Source organism: Aquabacterium sp. (assembly GCF_035476535.1).
In the GTDB taxonomy this organism is placed as follows: Bacteria; Pseudomonadota; Gammaproteobacteria; order Burkholderiales; family Burkholderiaceae_C; genus Pseudaquabacterium.
The window spans coordinates 1-20,870 of sequence record NZ_DATILJ010000228.1 but is presented as its reverse complement, the minus strand read 5'-3'; the positions used below and the strand labels follow the sequence as shown (position 1 = coordinate 20,870).

The 20,870-nt window shown below is 70.7% G+C and carries 13 protein-coding genes; 8 read left to right on the top strand and 5 right to left on the bottom strand.

Annotated elements, in window-relative coordinates; genetic code table 11:
• The first annotated feature begins 19 nt into the window (after nucleotides 1–19).
• From VLK61_RS22770 to VLK61_RS22735, 8 genes are read left to right on the top strand one after another with little or no spacing between them, the layout of a single operon-like run.
• The gene (locus VLK61_RS22770) at nucleotides 20–3,061 is read left to right on the top strand and encodes a DUF4214 domain-containing protein (RefSeq protein ID WP_325424261.1); all 3,042 of its coding nucleotides are present in this window, start codon (nucleotides 20–22) and stop codon (nucleotides 3,059–3,061) included.
• A 1-nt stretch (nucleotide 3,062) separates the two neighbouring features.
• Nucleotides 3,063–4,913: a hypothetical protein gene (locus tag VLK61_RS22765; RefSeq protein ID WP_325424259.1), complete on the top strand. Its 1,851-nt coding sequence runs from the start codon at nucleotides 3,063–3,065 to the stop codon at nucleotides 4,911–4,913.
• Complete coding sequence (locus VLK61_RS22760) at nucleotides 4,910–6,568, top strand: hypothetical protein (protein WP_325424257.1); 1,659 nt, start codon at nucleotides 4,910–4,912, stop codon at nucleotides 6,566–6,568. Before VLK61_RS22765 ends, VLK61_RS22760 begins: the two co-directional genes overlap by 4 nt.
• A 60-nt stretch (nucleotides 6,569–6,628) precedes the next feature.
• Nucleotides 6,629–7,318 carry a glycosyltransferase gene (locus tag VLK61_RS22755; RefSeq protein ID WP_325424255.1) on the top strand — a complete coding sequence of 230 codons (690 nt, stop codon included), beginning with the start codon at nucleotides 6,629–6,631 and terminating at the stop codon, nucleotides 7,316–7,318.
• A gap of 13 nt (nucleotides 7,319–7,331) precedes the next feature.
• Nucleotides 7,332–10,265: a methyltransferase domain-containing protein gene (locus tag VLK61_RS22750; RefSeq protein WP_325424253.1), complete on the top strand. Its 2,934-nt coding sequence runs from the start codon at nucleotides 7,332–7,334 to the stop codon at nucleotides 10,263–10,265.
• Between the two features lie 14 nt (nucleotides 10,266–10,279).
• Nucleotides 10,280–11,728, top strand: coding sequence for a hypothetical protein (locus VLK61_RS22745; protein WP_325424251.1), 1,449 nt, complete (start codon nucleotides 10,280–10,282; stop codon nucleotides 11,726–11,728).
• A 34-nt stretch (nucleotides 11,729–11,762) separates the two neighbouring features.
• A complete protein-coding gene (locus tag VLK61_RS22740) occupies nucleotides 11,763–12,554 on the top strand; it encodes a hypothetical protein (RefSeq protein ID WP_325424249.1) in 792 nt (263 codons plus the stop codon).
• Nucleotides 12,523–13,611: a GSCFA domain-containing protein gene (locus VLK61_RS22735; protein WP_325424247.1), complete on the top strand. Its 1,089-nt coding sequence runs from the start codon at nucleotides 12,523–12,525 to the stop codon at nucleotides 13,609–13,611. Before VLK61_RS22740 ends, VLK61_RS22735 begins: the two co-directional genes overlap by 32 nt.
• Before the next feature lie 78 nt (nucleotides 13,612–13,689).
• Here the strand turns inward: VLK61_RS22735 and VLK61_RS22730 are convergent, their stop codons facing one another.
• The 5 genes from VLK61_RS22730 to VLK61_RS22710 all read right to left on the bottom strand — a co-directional run bounded on the left by VLK61_RS22730 (nucleotide 13,690) and on the right by VLK61_RS22710 (nucleotide 20,063).
• Entirely contained in the window at nucleotides 13,690–14,778 is a 1,089-nt protein-coding gene (locus VLK61_RS22730) for a glycosyltransferase family 4 protein (RefSeq protein WP_325424245.1), read from the bottom strand.
• The gene (locus VLK61_RS22725; protein WP_325424243.1) at nucleotides 14,778–15,905 is read right to left on the bottom strand and encodes a polysaccharide biosynthesis/export family protein; all 1,128 of its coding nucleotides are present in this window, start codon (nucleotides 15,903–15,905) and stop codon (nucleotides 14,778–14,780) included. Before VLK61_RS22725 ends, VLK61_RS22730 begins: the two co-directional genes overlap by 1 nt.
• 11 nt (nucleotides 15,906–15,916) lie before the next feature.
• Complete coding sequence (locus VLK61_RS22720) at nucleotides 15,917–17,107, bottom strand: glycosyltransferase (RefSeq protein WP_325424241.1); 1,191 nt, start codon at nucleotides 17,105–17,107, stop codon at nucleotides 15,917–15,919.
• Nucleotides 17,108–17,262: 155 nt separating this feature from the next.
• A complete protein-coding gene (locus VLK61_RS22715) occupies nucleotides 17,263–17,991 on the bottom strand; it encodes a hypothetical protein (protein WP_325424239.1) in 729 nt (242 codons plus the stop codon).
• A 23-nt stretch (nucleotides 17,992–18,014) separates the two neighbouring features.
• A complete protein-coding gene (locus VLK61_RS22710) occupies nucleotides 18,015–20,063 on the bottom strand; it encodes a YjbH domain-containing protein (RefSeq protein ID WP_325424237.1) in 2,049 nt (682 codons plus the stop codon).
• Between the last annotated feature and the right edge of the window lie 807 nt (nucleotides 20,064–20,870).

Below are 20,870 nucleotides of genomic sequence, written 5' to 3'. Positions count from 1 at the left end.
GCACAGGGAGACCGACGACATGCACGACACACGACAGGTACTGGCACTCGAGGGACTCGACTTCGTCGAGGCGGCCTATGCCTACGCGCTCGGACGCGCGGCCGATCCATCGGGCCTGCGCAACTACCTGCACAGCCTGCACAGCGGTGCGCCCAAGGAACGCATCCTGGGCGAACTGCAGGCCAGCGAGGAAGGCCGTGCGTATGCCGCGCGGCGCGGCTTGCCGGTGCGAGCCGGTGCGCCGGCGCCGGTTCGCGCCGAACGGCGCACGGCGCCGCCCGCGGTCACGCTGGACGCGCTGCTGGCCTTGAAGGACGCGGACTTCATCGACCAGGCCTACCAGCTGCTGCTCGGCCGCGAAGCCGATGGCGAGGGCAGCACGAACTACCTGGCCGAACTGCGCCAGGGCACGCCGCGCGTGGTGGTGCTGGCCCGGCTGCGCGATTCGGCCGAGGGCAAGGCCCGGCAGGCGCGCCTCGAAGGGCTCGACCAGGCGGTGGCCGCCGCCGAATCCGGCATGCAGGGCATCGGCAGCGCCGTGCGTGCGCTGTCGCGGCGCCTGCGTCCGGCACCGGCGCCGGCCCAGGCGCAGGCGGCCAAAGTGCAGGCGCCGGCCAGAGTGCAGCGGCCGCTTGACGCAGCCCAGGCGGCAAGTCACGGGGTGCAGGCGGCAGCACCCGCTGCAGCGCTCAATGGGACGGTGGGCACGGCGGGGTCGGCGGCGTCCGTGGGGACGGTGGGACCGATCAGTGCGGCCGACCCTGTCATGGCGCTCGATGGGCCCAGGCCGGCACCGGCCAGGGCCGCCCGGCCTCCCGCGGTGTCTACCGCGGGAACCGGCCTGACCCCCTCGCTGCGGCTGGAGCGTTTCACCGGCTCGTTCGCCGAAGGCTATGGCATAGCCGGCGGCTCCTGTGCTTTGAGTTTCGGCGGCCGCATCCTCGGCCAGCTGGCCTTCGACCAGTCGCGGCCCGAGTTGCAGGCGGTCCACGACCTGCCGACCGACCAGCTGGGATTCAGGGTGCAGCTCGGCGGGCTGCTGCACTTTGCGGCCTTGTCGCCGAGCTTCGCGGGCTTCGAGTTGAGCCCGACCGGCGACGGCGGCGCCAGCCTCGGCATCGCGCTGAACGCCCACTTGGCCCAGGGCCACACGTTTTCGCCGCTGAAGGCCTTTGCGCGCCTGCCGCCAGAGCGCACGATCGGGCAGCTGAAAGGCCTGTCCTTCGCCGCTGGCAACGAACTGCGCCTGCTGTTCGAGGCCACGCCGCCGCGCGAAGACGCATCGGCGATCCTGCTCGACGTCTACCAGTCGCGGACCGAAGGCAGACTCGAACGCCTGGCGCGCTTTGCGATCGAGCCGATGGCGCAATTGTCGAACCTGACGCTGCGCCTGCTGTCGCGCCATGCGCCCGTGCTGCTGGTGGCCAGCGATGCACAGCGCAGGCTGCTGCTCACCGACTGCATCCCGCTGCCCGAACTGCATGCCGAGGCCCACCGCGCGCTGCTGGACTACCACAGCCTGCTCGCCGGCGGCCAGGCCAGTTTTGACGTGGCGGCCAAGATCGCACGCGCACACCTCGACGCCGAGCTGAGCGAACGGCTCGAAACGCCGACCCCCAGCGATGCACCGCAGCGCGGCAGCACCGCGCTGCTCGTCTATTCACGCGACAGCCATGATTTCGCCGTCGACGAGACGCTGGAGGCCGCACTCGCGGTGTGCCCGCGGGCCGGCGTGCTGACCTGCGATGGCAGCGTCCGCCTGGCCGGCGGCGAGCAGCAGACATTGCTGGACTTCGCCGCCGCCAAAGGCACGCGCCATCTGCTGCTGGTCGAGCGGCGCTGCCTGCTGCGGCCCGATTTCTGGGCCGTCGTGCACAACCAGCGGCAACGCTGTGGCGCCGCGACGCAGCTGCTGCACTGGCATTCGATCTGGCTCGACGGCGTGGCCCGGCCCTACGTCGCGAAGACCGGCCTGCTGCTCGACCCCGCGCTCGGCGACCATGCCCTGCTGCCGCTGCATGCGGCGATCGTCGCGGCGCCCTTGCTGCTGAAGACGCTGAAGGCTGATCCGGCGCCGTGGCGCTCCGGCGCCCTCGAGCTCGAACATGTATTCGCATCGCTGGTACACCATGCGGTGAACTGCCTGCCGGTGGTGCTCGATGCGATCGAGCTGCCCTGGACGCCGGCAGCCGAGGAGCGCCTGGGCGCCGCCCATGTCGCGGTGCCGCTGCCGCCGCGGCTGCCGGCCCGGTCGCCGCGGCCGGGCCGTCCGGACCCGGCGTTGTCGGCCATCGTCAACTTCCGCAACGGCGCGGACGAGACCCTGCGCTGCCTCGAGTCGCTGAAAGCGCAAGCCTGGCACGGCGCGCTCGAAGTGGTGCTGGTCGACAACGCATCGACGCCGCAAGACGGCCTGCTGATCAGCCGTCGGGCGCAGGAGCTGTTCGGCGCAACATCGGTTCAGGTCATCGACTACCCACACCGTTTCAACCACAGCGCGCAGTGCAACCTCGCCGTGAGGGCGGCCCGCCACCCGCTGCTGCTGATGCTGAGCAACGACGCACTGCTGCTGTCGCCCGATGCGCTGGCGCTGGCCGCCGACGTCGCGGCCATCCGCTGGGTGGCCACGGTGGGTTTTCGCATCGTCGGCTCTGCGGACGCCAAGGGCAAGCTGCAGTCGCTCGGGCTGGCGCCTTCACCGCGCCAGTGGCTGCTGCAGGGCGGCTCGCCGCTGTCGGCCTACAAGCCGCCGGCCGCGATGCTGGACCGGACCCAGCAGACCCATGGCAATACCTTCGCAGCGGCGATGCTGCGGCGCGAGGTCTACGACGAACTGGGCGGTCTGGACGCGCAGGCCTTCCCGACCAACTACAACGATGTCGACTTCTGCTGCCGTGCGCTGCAGCAGGGCTACCGGCACGTCAGCATCGGCGCCGCGGTGGTCGAGCATGTCGGCCGCGGCTCGCGCGAGATGGATCTGGATCTGCCGATCGACCAGCGCATCCTCGAGCGCTGCCCACCGCTGGCGCAGCTGGCCAGCATCGGCGTCGTGGCGCTGTGACATGGCCGCGCCGCGCATGATCAACAGCTTCGCACCGCGGCCGGCCTCGGGCCGTGAGCCGGCACGGATCTACTGGGTCGTCACCGATCCCTCGCCCAGCCATGCGGGCCTGCGCATCCGCGTGCAACCCAGCGTCGCCGCCTTGGTGCGCCGCGGCGTGCCGGCCGAGGTGATCTCGCAGGCCGATCTGGCGCAGCGCCTGGACGAGGTCGCCGCCAACGCCCGCGCCGTGGTGCTGGCCAAGCCGAACGACAGCGTCAGCCAGCTGCTGCTGCAAGCGCTGTTGGCACGGCAGGTGCCGGTGGCCGTCGATGTGTTCGACAACTACCTCGGCTGGTCACCCGGCACCGAAGCACGGCAACTGCACTGGCACTGGCTGCGCAGCCTGCGCGACGCGTCGCTGGTGATCGCCGGCACGCCTTACCTCGAAGGGGTGATTCGCACGCTGCGCGACGGCCCCACCGTGCTGCTGCCGGACCCGCTGCCGGTGCCGCTGCTCGATGAGGCCCAAAGCCAGGCGGTGCGCGAGAAATGGCCACTCGGCGGCAGGCTCGAACTGCTGTGGTTCGGCCTCGCGGCCAACCCGTTCTTCCATGCCGGGCTCGAGTCCCTGCATGAATCGCTGCCTCGGCTGGTCGCGCTGCGCGAGCGGCTCGACACCGCTTGCGAACTGCAGTTGACGATCTGCAGCAACCGCGGGCCGGCGGTCGAGGCGGTGCTGGCCGCGCTGCGGCGCCACGGCCTCGCCGGGCGATTCATCGACTGGTCGGAAACCGTCTGTGCGGATCTGCTGGCCCGAAGCCATGGGGTGCTGTTGCCGAGCAACCTGTCGGGCTTCAGCGTCAGCAAGGGCCACAACCGCTGCAGCGATGCGCTGCTGCGCGACACCCTGGTGCTGGCCAGCCCGAACGGGCCCTACCCGGCGCTTGATGGCGGCGCCGTGCTGCATTCGGTCGATGCGCTGGCCGCGACGATCCGCGCCGTGCAGGCCGGCGAAGCCGACGTGCATGCCTTGGCGCAGCGCAGCCTGGCCGGGCTGTCAGCAGCGATCGGCCACGAAGCCGCGACAGACCGCTTGCTAGCCGCCTTGGCAGCCTGCACGCCGGCCAGCCGCGCGGCAGACGGACCCGGGCCGCAGCGCATGCCCGGTGGCCCGCCGCAGCGCCCGCCGCGCAGCGCCCCGGCACGGTGTGCGGAGCCGGCCGCACCGCGGGTGCTGATCGCCCTGCGTGCACGGCCTGAGGCGGTGCAACTGGCGCAGTCGCTGGGCTGGTTGTCGCTAGGTTTCGCTGATAACGGGCCCCACGCCGCCCACGACTTCACGATCGCCCTGCCGCCCCGCCATGAGCACGGCGTGCTGGCGATGCTGGCGCTCAGCCCTGCCGGCTGGGCCGCGACGCTGGCCGCGATGGAGCGCAGCCTCGCCTTCGACGGGGTCGAGACCGACGTGGCCCTGACCGGCCAGGCAGACGGCTGGCAGGTTCACTTCGACAAGGCCAGCCGCACCGCCACGCTGCTCGCCGAGCCGGATGCCGCACTGCGCGAGGCCCTGGCCACGCTGCCGCTGCTGCCGTCCCCGCTGACGCACGCGGCTGAGCGCTGGTGCGGCACGCTGATCGCGCTCGGCATCGGCTGGCTGCGCCGGCTCGGCTTCGACCGCTTCGACCTGGCCGACGACGAAGGCGGTGGCTGGCCGGCCTTCTCCGAGCACGGTGATCCGGCACTGGCCCTCCGCGAGGCGCGGCTGCGGGCCTTGTGGGCGCGCTACCGCGGCCGCGAGCACCTGTGGGGCGATGTGACCGAACCCATGGCGCGCATCGACAACCCACACGCCGGGGCGGTGGCGCCATGAGTGCAGACGCCGTGCTCCTGACCGATCGTGCGCACAGCGCCGCCGAGCCGCGCCGGACCCGCCACGCAACGCTGGCGGCGCTGCGCGCCGCGCTGGCCCGCCATCCCGTCTGGTTCGCGCTGCCCGAGCGCGGCGCCGAAGGCCTGCGCGGCCTGCTGGGCCTGCCCCTGGCCGAGCGCATCGAGATCCACCAGCACCAGCAGGCCGCCTGCCTCAGCGTCGACGGGCTGGCGCCGGCAGACCTGCCGCTGCTGCGCCAGGCCACCCGGCACGCGTGGCTTGCGCACGCCGATGCGCTGCCCGATGCCTTCGACAACACGCATCTGGTCGACGCCGTCGCCGCTGCGGGCTTCAAGCCCTTCCTGTCGCACAGCGCCGCTCACCAGGGCAGCCCTCACCGGCAAGCCGGGACTGCCGCGTGCGGCGCGCTGGAGTTCCTGCTCAGCACGCCGGCGCGGCTGGACGCCTATCCGCTGCTTGGCAGCGCCGCGCCGGCTTACCGCGGCGGCAGCACCGGCTCACCGGTGCAAGCGGTGTTCGTGCTCGATCTGGTGCAGGACTTCGAGATCATCAAGGGGCAGATGGCGCGCGCCGCGCAGCCCGGGGCGCCGATGCAGGCCTGCGTCGCCGTCACCGAACGCATGCTGCGCTCGCACCTGTGGCCCCTCGTCGAGCAGTTCCTGCAGGTGCACGAGCTGCCGTGGTTCACGCCCTTGAGCCCGGCCGACGTTGCCGCGGCGCTCGGCAGCGGCAAGTCGCTGCTGATCACCGCCGCCGAGTCGAGCGCCCCCGGCCATTCGTTCTCGCACCTGGCCTGCCGCAGCGCGCCGCCGCGCGCGCTGCGCGTCACGTTCCAGCATGGCTACGAATGCATCGGGCTGCGCCACCACCGCGCCCACGACCTGCAGTTCCCGGAAGGCGTGCGCTTTGCATCCGACCTGGTGTTCACCTGGCGCACGCCCGACGACTTGCCGAACCTGCACCCGGCCGACCGCGGCAAGTGCATCGCTGTCGGCGTGACGAAGGCGATTGCCGAACGCGCAGCGCGGCTGCAGGAGCTGGCCTGGCACGACGCTGCTGCCGACATGCCGCTGCCGGGTGCCGGATCTGGTGCTGGTGCCGGCGCTGGTGCCGGCGTTGGTGCCCGCAGCGGTGCCGACGGCGAGCCGGCGCTGATCGTCGCCGAGAACCTGCATTCCGTGCGCTTCGCATCGCCGCAACGCTACCAGCGTTTTCTCGATTTCATCGCCGACACGCATGCCGCGATCGATTGGCCGATCGTCGTGCGCTCGCATCCGGGCAAGCGCACGCTGGAACGCCGGCAAGACGGGTCGGCCTACCGCTTCCTCCACGGGCAGCTGGGCGCCGAGCATCTGCAAGCCGGCCTCGGGCTGGTGAGCCCGCCGTCGACCATCGTGCTCGATGCCGCGATGTGCACCGCGCCCGCCGTGCTGTGGAGCGACGCCGCCGGCCTGGGCGACGTCGAGAACTACCGCGGCCTGCCGGTGGTGACCGATGCGGCCGACCTCGACCCGGCGTTCTTCAATGACAGCGCCGGCGCCGGCATCGCGGCCCACGCCTGGGCGGTGGCCAACACCACGGCGCTGAACGGCTCGGCGATGGCATGGCAACGCCTGTGCCAACTCGTCGCCTGAGCGTCCCGCCATGTTTGCCAGCAAGACTGCTGCTGCCACGCTGACCAGGGAGTGATTGCCGTGATCAACATCTTCATCGGATACGACCCGCGCGAAGCCGTGATCTACCACGCCTGCGCCAACAGCCTGGTCCGCCAGTCCAGCGTGCCGCTGGCGCTGACGCCGCTGGCGCTGAAGAACCTGCACTTCTACCGCGAGGCGCACACCGACGGCAGCAACCCCTTCATCTACAGCCGCTTTCTGGTGCCGCACCTGATGGGCTACCAGGGCTGGGCGCTGTTCATCGACGGCGACATGCTGCTGCGCGACGACGTCGCGAAGCTGTGGGCGCTGCGCGACGACAGCAAGGCGGTGATGTGCGTGCACCACGACTACCAGACCCGCGCGGCCGGCAAGTACCTCGGCTCGCGCAATGCCAGCTACCCGCGCAAGAACTGGTCCAGCGTCGTGCTGTGGAACTGCGCCCATCCGGCCAACCGGGCGGTGACGCCGGGCTTCGTGATGGAGGCCAGTGGCGCGCAGCTGCACCGCTTCACCTGGCTGGCCGATGGCGAGATCGGCGAGCTGCCGATCGAATGGAACTGGCTGCCCGACGAGTTCGGCGCCAACGACCAGGCCCGGCTGGTGCATTTCACGCTCGGTGCGCCCTGCTTCCATGAATACGCCGCCGTGCCGATGGCCGCCGAATGGCACCGCGAGAAACTGCTGATGAACCATTGCGAGCAGGTGGTCATCGAGGGTCCGTTCTGAACGGGGATCGCCGATGCTGCTGACCACCCGTGAACGTTTCGCCGGTGTGCTGGAAGCGCCGCTGGCCGCCGCACCGCCCTGCCGCGGCGAACGCCTGGTGGTGCAGGGCTGGGCGCTGTGCGAGCGGCCGATCGAACGCATCGATGCGGTGTGCGACTCGCGGTCGCCGGCTCTGCTGCGCCATGGCATGCCGCGGCCCGATGTCGCGGCCGCCTATGGCCACGCCACGGCCGCCGATGCCGGCCGCGACACGGCGCGTCAGGCCGGCTTTGCCAATCTGCACCAGGCCGGCTTCACTGGTGTGCTCAACCTGGCCGGCCTGGCGCCGGGCGAGCATCGTCTCGAGGTCCGGGTGCACGGCGCGGACGGGATGCTGCACTGCTGGCAGCGCAGCATCCATATCGCCGACCCCGTGGCCGCGTACCAGACCTGGCGGCAGCAAGTGCTCGCCCAAGCGCTGGCCGTTTGCGGCGACCCGGGCAGCGACGAGCCGGTGGCCACCTGGCTGGTCGAGCGCAGCGACGACAGCCGCGACGATGAGCTCGCCGCCACCCTGGCCTCGCTGCACGACGAATCGCATCGCGCCCGCTTCGCCGCCATCGTCGTGCACACGGGTCAGCCGCTGCCTCCGATCGCCACGGCCTTCGCCGGCCGCTTGCGTGCCGGCGACCGGTTGGTGCCCGGCGCCGCGACGCTGGTCGCTGCGCTGATGCGGCAGCAACCCGCGCTGGACCTGATCTATGCAGACCACGACCGTTGGCGCGCCGATGGCGCCGCACACGAGCCGGTGCTCAAGCCCGGCTGGTCCTCCCTGCTGGCCGAGCATGAGCAGGTCGAGCAAGGGCCCTGGCTGCTGCGGCTGGATTGCCTGGGTACCGGCCGGGACCACCCGCCCGGTGCCGGCCTGCCGCCAACCGGGCAGCCGCCGATCAGCGTCTGGCCGCGGCTGGCCCAGGCCGCCCGCCATGCCCGGCAGGTGGCGCAGATCCCGCTGCCGCTGCTGTCGATCAGCCGGCCGATTGCGCCAACGGCGCCGATAGCACCGCTAGCGCCCAAGACCGCCGTGCAGGCTAACGCCACGCAAGCGCGTCCGGCCGTCTCGGTGATCGTGCCCACCTGCCTTGCCGATCCGGCCCTGCTGGCGCGCTGCCTCGATGGGCTGCGCGAGCACACGACGGGCGGTGCAGCACTGGACATCGTCGTCGTGCTGAACAACCTGGCCGGCGTCGGCATGGCGCAGGCCAGGGCCTTGCTGGCACGCTGGTCGCCGGTGATCGTCGAGCACGAGGGCAGCTTCAACTGGTCGACGCTGAACAATCTCGGCGCGCGCGCCGCCTCGGGCGATTGGCTGCTGTTCCTCAACGACGATGTCGAACCGGTCGAGTCGGGCTGGCTGGACGCCATGCTGAGGCTGGCGGCACGCCCCGGCGTCGGTGCGGTGGGCGCGGTGCTGCGCTATCCCGACGGCAGCCTGCAGCATGCCGGCGTCACCATCGACGCCGCGCCACTGGCCGCCTGCCGCCACCGCTTTCGCGGCTGCAGCGGCAGCGAGCCTCGCGTCGCGCGCTGGCTGGCCAGCGACCGCATGCAAACGGCGGTCACCGGTGCCTGCCTGCTCAGCGCCCGCGACGTGTTCGAACGCATCGGCGGCTTCGACCCGGCGCTGCCGATCGCCTGCAATGACATCGATTACTGCCTTCGCCTGCGCCAGGCCGGCCTCGGCAGCGCCGTCGCCGCTGCCGCCGTGCTGCTGCACCACGAGGGCCGCAGCCGCGGGGGCCTGGACGAATCGGCCGACCAGCGGCTGTTCCAGGCGCGCTGGTCGCCGCGGCTGCCGCGCATCGATGCGTTCAGCCACCCGGCCCTGGCCGACGCCGGCGAAGACTGGACCCTAGCGTTCGACAGCCCCCCTGCCTACGAAGCCAGAATCTCGATGACCGTGGAACCCGACGAGCTCCGCCCGCACGACACCGACCAGCACTGGCGGCAATGGGGCGAGCGTGATCCGTACTACGCGGTGATCACCCACGAGATGTTCCGCCGCGACAAACTCGATCCCGCGGCGCTGCGCCTGTTCTTCAAATCCGGCCGCGCGCATGCCAAGCATGTGCTGGCGGTGTGCAAGCGCCATTTCGATCCGGCCTTCGTGCCGAGCCGGGTGCTCGATTTCGGCTGCGGCGTCGGCCGGCTGCTGGTCGGCTTCGCGGAATGGGCCGACGAGATCGTCGGCGTCGACATCTCGCAAGCCATGCTCGACGAAGCGCGCAAGAACTGCGACGCGCGCGGCCTGCAGAACATCGTGCTGCTGCGCTCGGACGACCAGCTCTCGCAGGTGCAGGGCCAGTTCGACCTGGTGCACTCGACGATCGTGCTGCAGCACATCGACCCGCGCCGCGGTTGCGAACTCTTCGGCCGGCTGGTCGAGCGCGTCAAGCCCGGCGGCCTGGGCTCGCTGCACCTGACCTATGCCAAGGCCTACTGGCCCGAGCACAAGGGCCAGGCGCCGGCCACGGCGCCGGCGGGCCCGGCATCCGCCGCTGTGCATGCGGCCGCCAACGCCGATCGAGCGGTGAAGGCCGAAGCCGCAGGCATCCCGCCCCCTGTGGCCGCGGCCTCGCGCTGGCGCTGGCGTTGGCCCTTCCTGACGAAGAGAGCGGCCGCGGCAAGCGCGGCGGCACCGGCGCCTGCGGCCGCCAGGGCGGCTGGGCCTGCCGCGGCAACGGCCATGTCGTCTCTGGCAGCATCGCCCCTCGCCGCATCGTCCGCCGCGCCGCGGCCGGTGCACGCCGACCCGGAAGCCGACCCGGAGATCCAGATGAACATCTACCCGCTCAACGAGGTGTTCTACCTGGCGCAGACCGCCGGCATCCGCGAGATGCATGTCGAGTTCTCCGATCATGGCGGCGAGCTGGGTGTGGTGCTGTTCTTCCGCCGCCCCCCGGCCTGAGCCTGCGCACGATCATGGTGTCGCCGAACTCGGGCTCCGACTGCGGTTCGCGCCTGCTGCACCGCCACCGGAAGAGTTGGGCCACCCAGGCCATTCTGGAAGCTGCCCTGCGCTGCCGGCCGCTGGGCGCGCCGCTGGCCGCGCTGTTGCTGTGCTGCACCGCCGCGGCCACCGGACCCGCGGCGGCAGCCGAGCCGACAGCCTGCCCCGCGCCCGCGCTGGCCCATCTGCAGCGCGACAACGCGGCGGCGGCCGCGTACTTCACGGCCCAGATCGGCGATGCGGCGGCGGCCGGCAAAGCGGTCGACCGCGCGCCGCCGGACGCGGTACTCGCCGAGCGCCACGGCGCCCGCGGCAACGGCGTCGCCGACGACACGCCGGCCTTGCAGGCTGCGCTGGCCCAGGGCCGGCCGGTCTGGCTGGCGTCCGGCAAGGTCTACCGCATCACCCGACGGCTCGATCTCGGCGACGGCGCCGGCCTGCTGTCCGACGGCACCGCGACGCTGCTGCTCGCCGCCGGCGCCGAGGGCTTCGCCAACACCACCGCCTTGCGCAGCGACGACGCGCTCTACGGGCCGCGCGGCACCGGCCTGCGGGTGTCGGGCCGCCAGGTGGTGTTGCAGGACTTCTTCATCGTCAAGGACTACGAAGACGAGCGCTACGTGATCGGCATCGACGTGCGTGCCGCCTCGCAAGTGCAGCTGCGGCGGCTGAAGCTGCGCGGCTTCTCGCTGGCGCCCGGCATCGTCACGGTGCGCAGCTCGAACGACGTCGAGATCCGGGGGCTGCTGATCCACGACGCCTGCACCGCCTCGACCCGCGTGCCGCCGGACCTGCCCTCGTTCCAGATCACCGGCATCTCGATCGACGACACCCGTGTCGGCGGCCTGGGTTCGCGCCGCCTGACGCTGGCCGGCAACGTGATCGCCAACCTGCGCATGCTGCCGCTGACGCCCCGCGGCGACCAGAGCGACGGCATCAACTTCGCCGCGATCGGCACCGGGCAGGACTCGCTCATCAGCGGCAACCGCATCAGCGGTGTCGACGAGGGGCTGGACCTGTGGGGCGACGGCATCACCGTGCTGGGCAACCGCGTCGCCGCGCACAGCCTGGCGCTGAAGCTGATCCACGGCGCGCAGCAGATCGTCGTGCGCAACAACGAGCTGCAACCCGGCCCGGGTGGCCGCGGCGTCGGCATCTTCAGTGCGCGACCGGCCGAAGCGCAGCGCCAGGTGCACGATGTGTTGATCGAACACAACCGCATCGGCGCCGGGCCCGTGCGCCGCGTGGCGGTGCATGTCGACGACAGCGGCGAATTCCCGCCGCTGCGCGTCAGCCTGCGCCACAACCGCTTCGACACGCCGGACTGCAAGCACGCGGCGCTGCGCTGCGCCGCGCCGGCCTGCGCCGCGGCCGACAACACGCAACAAACCCAATCGGGCGCGGCATGCGGCCGGCCTTGACGCCAGGCAGGCAGCGCGCATGCACCGAGACACCGTGACTGCCGCCCCTGCCGCCCCTGCCGCCGTGCCGAGGACGCTGATCATCGGCGATAGCCATGTCGTGGCGATCCAGCGCGCGCTGCAGGAAGAAGCGGCCACCGCGCCCGAGACGAGTGCACTGCGCCGCACCAAGGACAAGAACGGCGTCACGATCGGCGACATCGCGTACGAGGCCTTTCTCGAGCGCGCCACCGGCCTGGCGCCGGGCGAGCTGGTGGTCTCGGCGCTCGGCGGCCAGCAGCACAGCCTGATCGGCCTGGTGCAGCACCCGCAGGCCTTCGACTTCCATTGCGCCGAACGGCCCGACCTGCCGGCGCTGGCCGGCCACGAGATCATCCCGTACGCGGCGATGCATGCGCTGATGACGGCGCGCGTGCTCGCGCACGAGGGCCAGTTGCTGCCGCAGTTGCCGCGCCGCACGCGGGCCACCGTGCTGCACCTGGCGCCGCCGCCGCCCAAGGAAGACGCCGAGTACATCCTGCAGCGACCCGACTCGGCGCTGGTGCGCCAAGGCATCACGATCCGTGGCGTGACGCCGGCATCGATCCGCCTGAAGCTGTGGACGCTGCAGGTTCGGGTGCTGCGCGAGCTGTGCCCGCTGTGGGGCGTCACGCTGCTGCCGGTGCCGGCCGACTGCCAGACCGCCGGCGGCTTCCTGCGGCCCGCGTTGTACGGAGCCGATGCGACCCATGCGAATTCACTGTTCGGCCGCCGCCTGCTGGCCCTGATCCGGCAGGCGGCCCAGGAGCTCAACCATGCATCCCCCGCCTGCGCACCCCTACCGTGAGCTGCCCGACAAGGCCTTCTGGAAGCGCGCGGTCGCGCTGCCGGCGAAGTCCGAGGTCGACCCGGTCGGCGAATTCCGCCTGCGGCTCGACCGCACGATGCGCGTGGCCACGGCCGGCAGCTGCTTCGCACAGCACCTGTCGCGTCATTTGCGCGCCAGCGGCTACCACCACTACGTCGCCGAGCCGGGCCATCCGCTGATTCCGGCAGCGCGCCGCACCGAGCAGGGTTATGGGCTGTACTCGGCGCGCTACGGCAACGTCTACACCGCGCGCCAATTGCTGCAGACCTTCGAGCGGGCGTTCGGCAGCTTTGCGCCAGCGGAGCCGGCGTGGACGACTACCGGCGGCGCCATCGTCGATCCGTTCCGGCCCACGGTGCAGCCGGGGGGCTTCATCGATGCCGCCGAGATGCTGGCCGACCGACGCCAGCACCTGGCCCATGTGCGCCGCATGTTCGAGACGCTGGACGTCTTCATCTTCACGCTCGGCCTGACGGAGTGCTGGCGCTCCACCGAAGACGGTGCGGTGTTCCCGATCTGTCCCGGCGTCGAAGGCGGCAGCTTCAGCGCGGAACGCCACGCGTTCCACAACCAGCCGGTCGACGAAGTGATCACCGACCTGAGCCGGCTGACCGAAGCGCTGCTGGCGGTCAACCCCCGGGCGCAACTGGTGCTGACGGTCTCGCCCGTGCCCCTGGTCGCCACCGCCACGCCGGGTGCCCATGTGCTGTCGGCGACGAGCTATTCGAAGGCCGTGCTGCGCGTGGCCGCCGACACGATCGTGCAGCGCTTCCCGGCGGCCAGCTACTTTCCGTCTTACGAGATCATCACCGGCCCTCACAGCCGCGGCAGCTACTTCGACGCCGACCTGCGCAGCGTGCGCGAAGAAGGCGTCGCGCACGTGATGCGCCTGTTCCTCGCCCACGCGAGTGGCACCGGGCCGGACGCCGCAGCGCCGGCGCCAGGCGACGCGCAGGCGCAGGCCCATGCGGAATTCGATGCGACGAGCGCAGCGCTGGTCGAGGTCGAGTGCGACGAAACCGCGCTGGATCGATAGGCAGGCCACCGAGGCGGTAGCGCAGGGCCGGCGTCATCCGGCAGGCGCCGCCGCGCAATCGCCATCACGCAATCGCCATCACGCAAACGACACGTCACCGACATGGCGCCGCAGCAGCGCCGCCGAATGCCGCCAGCGGAATGACGCAACCCGCGCGGCGCCGGCTCGGCGCAAGCTGTCGCGCAGGCCGGCATCGTCGTGCACGCGCTGCAGCGCGGCGGTCAAGGCGTCGATGGCCTGCGGCTCGACATACAGCGCCGCGTCGCCGCAGACCTCGGGAATCGCCGCGGCGCGCGCCGCAATCACCGGACAGCCGCAGGCCATCGCCTCCAGCGGCGGCAGGCCGAAGCCTTCGTAGACCGAGGGGAAGACCAGGGCCAGGGCATGCTGGTACAGCGCCTTCAGCGAGCGGTCGTCCTGGTAGCCGATGCGCAGCACGCCGGCCGTAGCGCAGGCGGCCGGCGCGCGGGCGAAGACCTGCGGGTTGTCGCCGCCGCACAGCACCAGCTGCAGCCCGCGCGCCGCCGGCAGGCGGGTGAAGGCGGCGATCAGGCCGTCGATGTTCTTGTTCGGGTTCGCACTGGCCACGGCCAGCAGGTAGCGCCCTTCGCTCAGCCCGAGATGGGGCAGCACCGCCGCATCGGCCGGCACATCGTCGAGATGATCGCCGCCGTTGGGCAGCAGGCCGATGCGATCCGGCGCCAGCGCCAGCGCCGCCGCGAGGCGAGCTTGCGAAAAGGCCGAAACGGTCAGCAAGGCGCTGCCGTTGCGCGCCAGCCGGCGGTGCAGGTGCCGGTACCAGGCAGCGAAGCAAGGCGTGTAGGCCTCGGGGCGGTCGAACACCGCCGCGTCGTGGATCAGCGTCAGCTGCCTGCCGCGCGGCCACCAGGGCGCCGAGCCCGCCAGGTTGACCAGCAGCGCGCCGCGCGCGGCCTGCGGCAGCGCCCACTGCTCCCACAGATGCAAGGGCATGCCGGGCCAGCCGATCTCACGCTGGTTGATATATCGCAAAGGAAGCGGCCTCGTGCCAGCCGGCCGCAGCAGCAGCCAATCGGCCACGGCCGGGCCCTCATGGCGGTCCAGCGCTTCGATGAAGGCCCGGGCCGCGCGCTGAACGCCGGTGATCTGCTGCGCCGCGAACTTGCCGTTCAGGCAGACGGCCGGCATCAACGAACCAGGTTCAGCACCGGGAAGGTCAGCGAGAACACCAGGTTCAGGAACTTCTGCACCTCCGACAGCGGCGCATTGCTGACGTACAGCACGTCCTTGTCCCGCACCGCGAAGCCCTGCATCACGAAGAAGCTGGCCGGGTTGCGCAGATCGAGCCGATAGACCACCGGCACCAGGCCTTCGGCAGTCATGAACTCCGGCCGGCGCGGCCATTCGAGCGCGTTCTGCGGCTCGTAGCGGAAGATGAACACGCCCTGCGCATCGGACCGGGTATCGAGCAGACCGCCGGCACGGGCCAGCGCCTGCGCCAGCGTGATGCCCTGGGCCTCGAACGGGATTTCCTCGTTCTTGCCGGTCGCGCCAAGCGCGGTGAAGCTCGAGGGCTGCGAAATCGCGGTGATCACGTCGCCGGCGGACAGCCGCACGTTCTGCTGCGGGTCGCGGATCACGCGGTCCAGCGGCAGGCTCAGGTGCTCGCTGCCGCGGGTCAGTTGCAGCATGGTCTTGTTGACTGGCTGGCGCGCGCCGCCGGCGGCGGCCAGTGCGTCGAGCAGGCGTTCGCCGCTGGGTGTCAGCGGCAGGCGCAGGTTGGTCACCACCTCGCCGACCACCGTGACCACCGACGAGGCATTGCGCACCACGCGCACCACCGCTTCGGGCTGGTGCGCCCGGCCACGCAGCCGCGCGACGATGTCGGCCTGGATTGCGCGCGCCGAACGGCCCGCAGCCGGCACGCGGCCGGCGAAGGGCACGGTGATGAAACCCTGCGCGTCGACCACCTGCTCGGGCAACACGGTGGCGCGCGAGGTCGCTGCCGCGCCCAGCGGCACTTCAAGCAGCCCGGTGCCGCTGAACAGCATCGCCGGCGGCGCTTCCCAGATGCTGACCTCCACGCCATCGCCGGCGCCGACAATGAATTCGGCCGCGCCCACCGCCGGCGGCAGCTCGGAGAACAGGCGCTGGCGCCGGTTCTGCGCCAGTTCGCGCGAGACCCGCGCGTCGATGTCGACCACCTGCACCGCCGCCGCGCCGGGCGCGCGGGCAGCGTCCAGCGCGGCCTCGGTCGACGGCCCGCTGGTCGGAATCTGCGCGCAGGCGGCCAGCATCACACAGGCGCCCGCCATCGCGACGCACTTCATGCGGGCCGATCTCGCTCGGCCGCCGGCACGGCATTGGGACGCTTGGCCTTGCGCGCCTGGGTCACGCGCAGGCGTTCGTAGAGCGCCGCGGTGCGGCGGGTCATCAGCGAGGCATTGAACTCGCACAGAAACCGCTGCCGCGCGGCCTGGCCCAGGCGCTCGCGCAGCGCCGCGTCGCCGAGCAGGCGCTTCAGCGCCTGCACCAGCGCACCGGGCTGGCCCACCGGCATGTTGAAGCCGGTGCAGCCATCCACATTGACCCACGGGACGCCGGAGCCTTCGATGTCGGTCGCGACCACCGGTCGGCCGTGGGCCATCGCTTCAACCATCGCCACCCCGTAGGCCTCGGCGCGCACGGTCGAGGTCATGCAATAGATGTCACAGGCGTCGAAGTATGCCGGCAGGTCGTCGTCACTGACATGGCCCAGCAGGCACACCTTGCTCTCAATGCCGCGCCGGTCCACTTCCTGCTGGTAATGCTGCAGCAATTCTCCGTCGCCGCCGATGACCACCACGCAGTCGTCCGGCAACTGCGTCGCCGCGTCGATCAGCACGTCGTAACCCTTGTAGTAGGCCATGCGGCCGAGTGAAAAGATGATGCGCCGGCCCGCAAAGCGATGCCGGATGGCGGCGGTTTTCGCGGCCAGGTGGCCGTGCCGGTGACCATGGTCGCTGACGCCGATCGGTATCACCTCGACCTTGTGACGCCAGGCCTGCAGCGGCTGTGACGTGCGCGCGTAGGGCTCGCTGGTCGTGACGATGGCATCCGCGCGCTGCAGCAACCAATGCTGCAGCGGCTCGTACAGCTTCATCGTGCGGCGCTGGCGGATCACATCGCTGTGCCAATGCACCACCAGGGGCACTGCCGGCCGCGTCATCCAGACGGCCAATGCCGCCATCGGGTCGGGCATGTGGATGTGCACGAGGTCGTAGCGTTCGTGCAGGCGCGCGAGTTCAAGCACCATCGCCGGTGCCATCGAGGTCGACAGCAAACGGCCAAAGGAGCCGGCCCGCACCACTTCGTAGCCGCCGGGAAACCACTCATGCATCGAAACCGGACGCTGGTTCGAGCACAACACGTCCGAACGCAAACCGGCTTGCGTCAAGCCTTCGGCGAGTTCCCAGATCACGGTTTCGATGCCGCCCCGGACCGGGGGATAGAACTTGCCAAGCTGCAGAACTCTCAAACCCATCCCTTTCGAGGACTTGGCGCCTTGGATCGAATCAAGGGGGTCAGGCACACCCCGCAGCGCACGGTGCTGCGCAGGCATGTCCCGGCCGCCTGGTGGGTCGGCCCCGTCAAGCGGCGGGCCGATGGCCCCCGCATCGCTGCGGGCAGGCGTCAGCCGCCACTGCCGGTGGTCGTCACCGGAAGGGGCGTGTCGTTGCTCGCATTGGCGGCCAGACTGGTCAGCGTGGCGGTCGTCGCGGCGCCGCTCCCGGCCACCACTTGGGAACTGATCAGAATCTCGAGCGCCACGTCTTGCGGATCGGTCGGTGACGGCGTGAACGGCGTGGTCAGGAAGCTCGCGTCGTTCAGCGCGAGCGTGCCGCCACCGGCGGCGACCAGGGACTTCATGGCCGGCAGGAAGTCGGTCGTGACGCGCGCGCTCACCGCTGTCGTCGACGACAGGAACGACTGAGCGCTGGCGTTCGCAAACCAGCTCTCGACCGTGGGGAAGGTCCCCCCGCCGGACACCGGCACCTGACTCAGGTAGGTGGCCAGCATGTCGGTCAGCGGCGAGATGTTGGCTGTCAGCGAGGTACCCGAACCGATGGCCATGGAACGCAGCGTGACGCCGCCGGTGGTGGCGCTCAGCAGGCACGGCCCGGTGCCGTCGACCACGGTCACGGTGTAGGACCCTTGGGCGTTGGTGGTGGCCGTGCCGGTGCCTGACTTGCAGGTGACCGTGACGGCGGCACCGCTGATGGCGTCCCCCTTGGCGACGGTGCCGGTCACGGTGATGTCCGGCGGATCGTCGTCATCGCCAAAACACGCGGCCAGGCTCAGTGCCGCCGCGACGGCGACGAGTGAATGCCCGTGCCTACGGGCGAGTTGGATCATGCGCATGTCAGTGTCCTTTCCATTCCAGGTCATGGGGAATCTGCGTACAGGCGAAAGGCCTGACGCATGCGGGAGAACTGCGAGGCAAGGTAATCGGGACCGATGCGGCCGGCGTTCAACGCCTGGACCTCCAGGTCCCAGCTCAGTTGCAGGTCACGCACGTGGCGCGGCTCGACCAGGTTGCGCGAGGTACTGTCATCGAGCAGCCGCGTGCGGATGCCGCGGGTGTAGGACGGGCTGCCCGAGAACTGGATCCGGCCTTGCACCGGCGCCGCGCGCGGCGTCAGCGGCACCGAGAATTCGACCCCGGCAAAGCGCCGTTCGCCGCCGCGGCGGTAGAACAGGTGGGCACCGATGTCGCCGAACCAGCGGCTGAACACCAGGCTCGGGCCCTGGCTGCCATCGTTGTAGCGCTGCGCACCGAGCTCGAGCCAGGTCGATGCCATCGGCACCCAGCGGTAGGACAAGGCCAGGGCCTCGTCTGCACCACGCGGCATGTCGTTCCTGCGTTCCAGTTGGCGGCCGCGCAGGCGCAGCACATCGTCGCGGCCCGGCACGAACACCACCGCCTGGCTTTCCACGCCGAACGCACGGTGTTCGAATCGGCCCACCGCGGCGCCGATCAGCGCATGCGGGCCCAGCCACAGCGACTGGTGCAGCGCCAGCGTCTGCAGACCGTTGTCCTGGCGCAGATCGGCGACCACGCCGATCTCGCCCCGGTCGACGTTGTCGGAGCTTGCGACACGCTGCTGCACCGCGGCGACCAGGTGCGCGCCGCGCCACAGCGGCACGCTGGCCAGCACGCGCAGCGCCAGCGAGTAGTCGAACGCCGCCTGCTCGGTGCCGAGCATGTAGTTGATCTCGGGCGACAGCTGCAGCTGCGCCCAGGCGCCGGCGCTCGGCTCGTCCTGAACCCAATCGATGGCCATGCCCGCGAGCCCATCGCCGCGCTGGAAGCCCGTCGTCGCCCGCACCGCGGCGACAGCGCCGCCCTCGACGAAGCCACGCCATGCCGCGGCATCAGCGCGCACCGTCAGCACCGGCTGATCGGCCTTCAAGGCCTGCACCACGAGCTGCGTGATCGATTCGGGCGCGGCCCGCGCAGCCAGGCCGAGCACGATGCCGAGCGCATCGACCTCGTTGTGCGCAAAGCGCCGGTTCTGGTACGAAACGACCCAGGCGCCGTCGGGCAGCCTGCCGACCCGCACACGCTCGAAACCCAGCGCGACCAGACTATCCTTCAAGCGGCTCATCGCCGCGGCCGGCGAGGCCAGGGCCTGCACCGGCACGGTCGCCAGCGGTGCCGGCGCCGGCGGGGAGGTCTCGGCCAGGCGTCGCTCGCTATCGCCGATAGGCAACACCACGCCAAAGGTCCACGCCGTCGCGCCGGGCGCGTGGCCGGCCCCGCCACCGCTGCGTGACAACGCGGCCTGCAAGCGCATGTCGCCGATCGTCGCCAGCGGTGGCGATGTCCAGCGCACGCCCGCCACGCCTTGACGGCCGTCGTACTCGGCCATCGCGGTCCAGTCACCCAGCTTCGGATCGCTGGCCAGGCGGTACTGCACGCCGCCGAACACGCCGTCCAATGCCGCCCGCCGACCGGGCACGAAACTCTCCGCACGGCTGGCGCCATAGCCCAAGCTGAAATCCAGCGGCCCCAGCGCATGGGTGCCGACAACGTAGGCGGTGCGAAAACGCCTGCCGCCGCCGCCCAGATCCTGCAGCCCGAGCGCGAAGCGCGGCCCCTGGGCGCCGAGGGCAAACGAATACTTCGCATTGAGCGACAGATCGCTGATGCCGTCGGCCGCATTGCCGCCGACGAAGCCTGGAGCGCGTGTTGCGTATTCGGCAAAGCGACCGACCAGGTCCACGCCGGGCCACAGCCCGAAACCCAGCACGTACGAACGGGGGCGCGGGTGCTCGCCGAACTGAGGCTCTCGCGCGTTACTTGCGGCAAGTGCGAAGTTGCCTTCGCCGATCGATCGTGCGCTGGGAATCGCCAGGCCACCCCAGCTGCCTTGCGCGTTCAAGCCATCGGCCCGCGCTTGCCAGGCTGCCAGCAAACCGACCAGCAGCACGCAGCGAGGAGAAGCCGCGACTTGACAACTTGTCACACTGCGCTGGCGCATCAATCGGCCTCCCCCTGGAGAGCTTCGGACCTGTTGGTGGCGGCAAGTGTAGACCGCACATGCTGCGCGTTGGCAAGCGAATTCGTATCCGGCGGCGGCTGATCTGTATCACACCACTTTCGGTGTTGGCATTTGTGCCGACAGGATCGCCGTGGTGCATATTTCCAGGGCTTTCAGGGCCGTGAACCCGGTATCAGGGTGCCGGCATCTATCACGCAAAGTACGCGTTGAGATGGCGTGGCACGCCTGATTCACCCATTAGCGCAGCTTGCTTCACCCATTAGCGCAAAGTGAGCGCGTGCGCAAGACCATGAAAACGTAGCTGTGGCCATCACGCAGCGCGCGATCCGAGCGCACGTACCGCAACGTCCCTGACGGGTCCGGTCAGACCCGGCCCAGCGGCAGCCGATCGGGCGCGACTGGCAGGTCCTGCGCTGCACGCTGGCCGCGTCTGCGTACACCCGGCGCGCCGCCAATCACGGTCGCCGTTCAGGCACGCAAGTCAGAACCAAAGCCAGATGCGACGCAGCCACTGCGGCGCGCAACGGGGCTTGGTTTCATACACGTGACGCAACGGGTACTTCATGCGGACCTCCTGGCGAGGACTGTATATTAATAAGGGGTATCCTCTTAGCTCCAGAACCACCGGAACTACTGGATGGGCATCCAGCATATCGCAGGTCCCGAGGCGGGTAAAGACTATCCCCGGAACTGGAACGAATTTCTGGATTGGTTCCGCAGTGAGGACACCTGCTT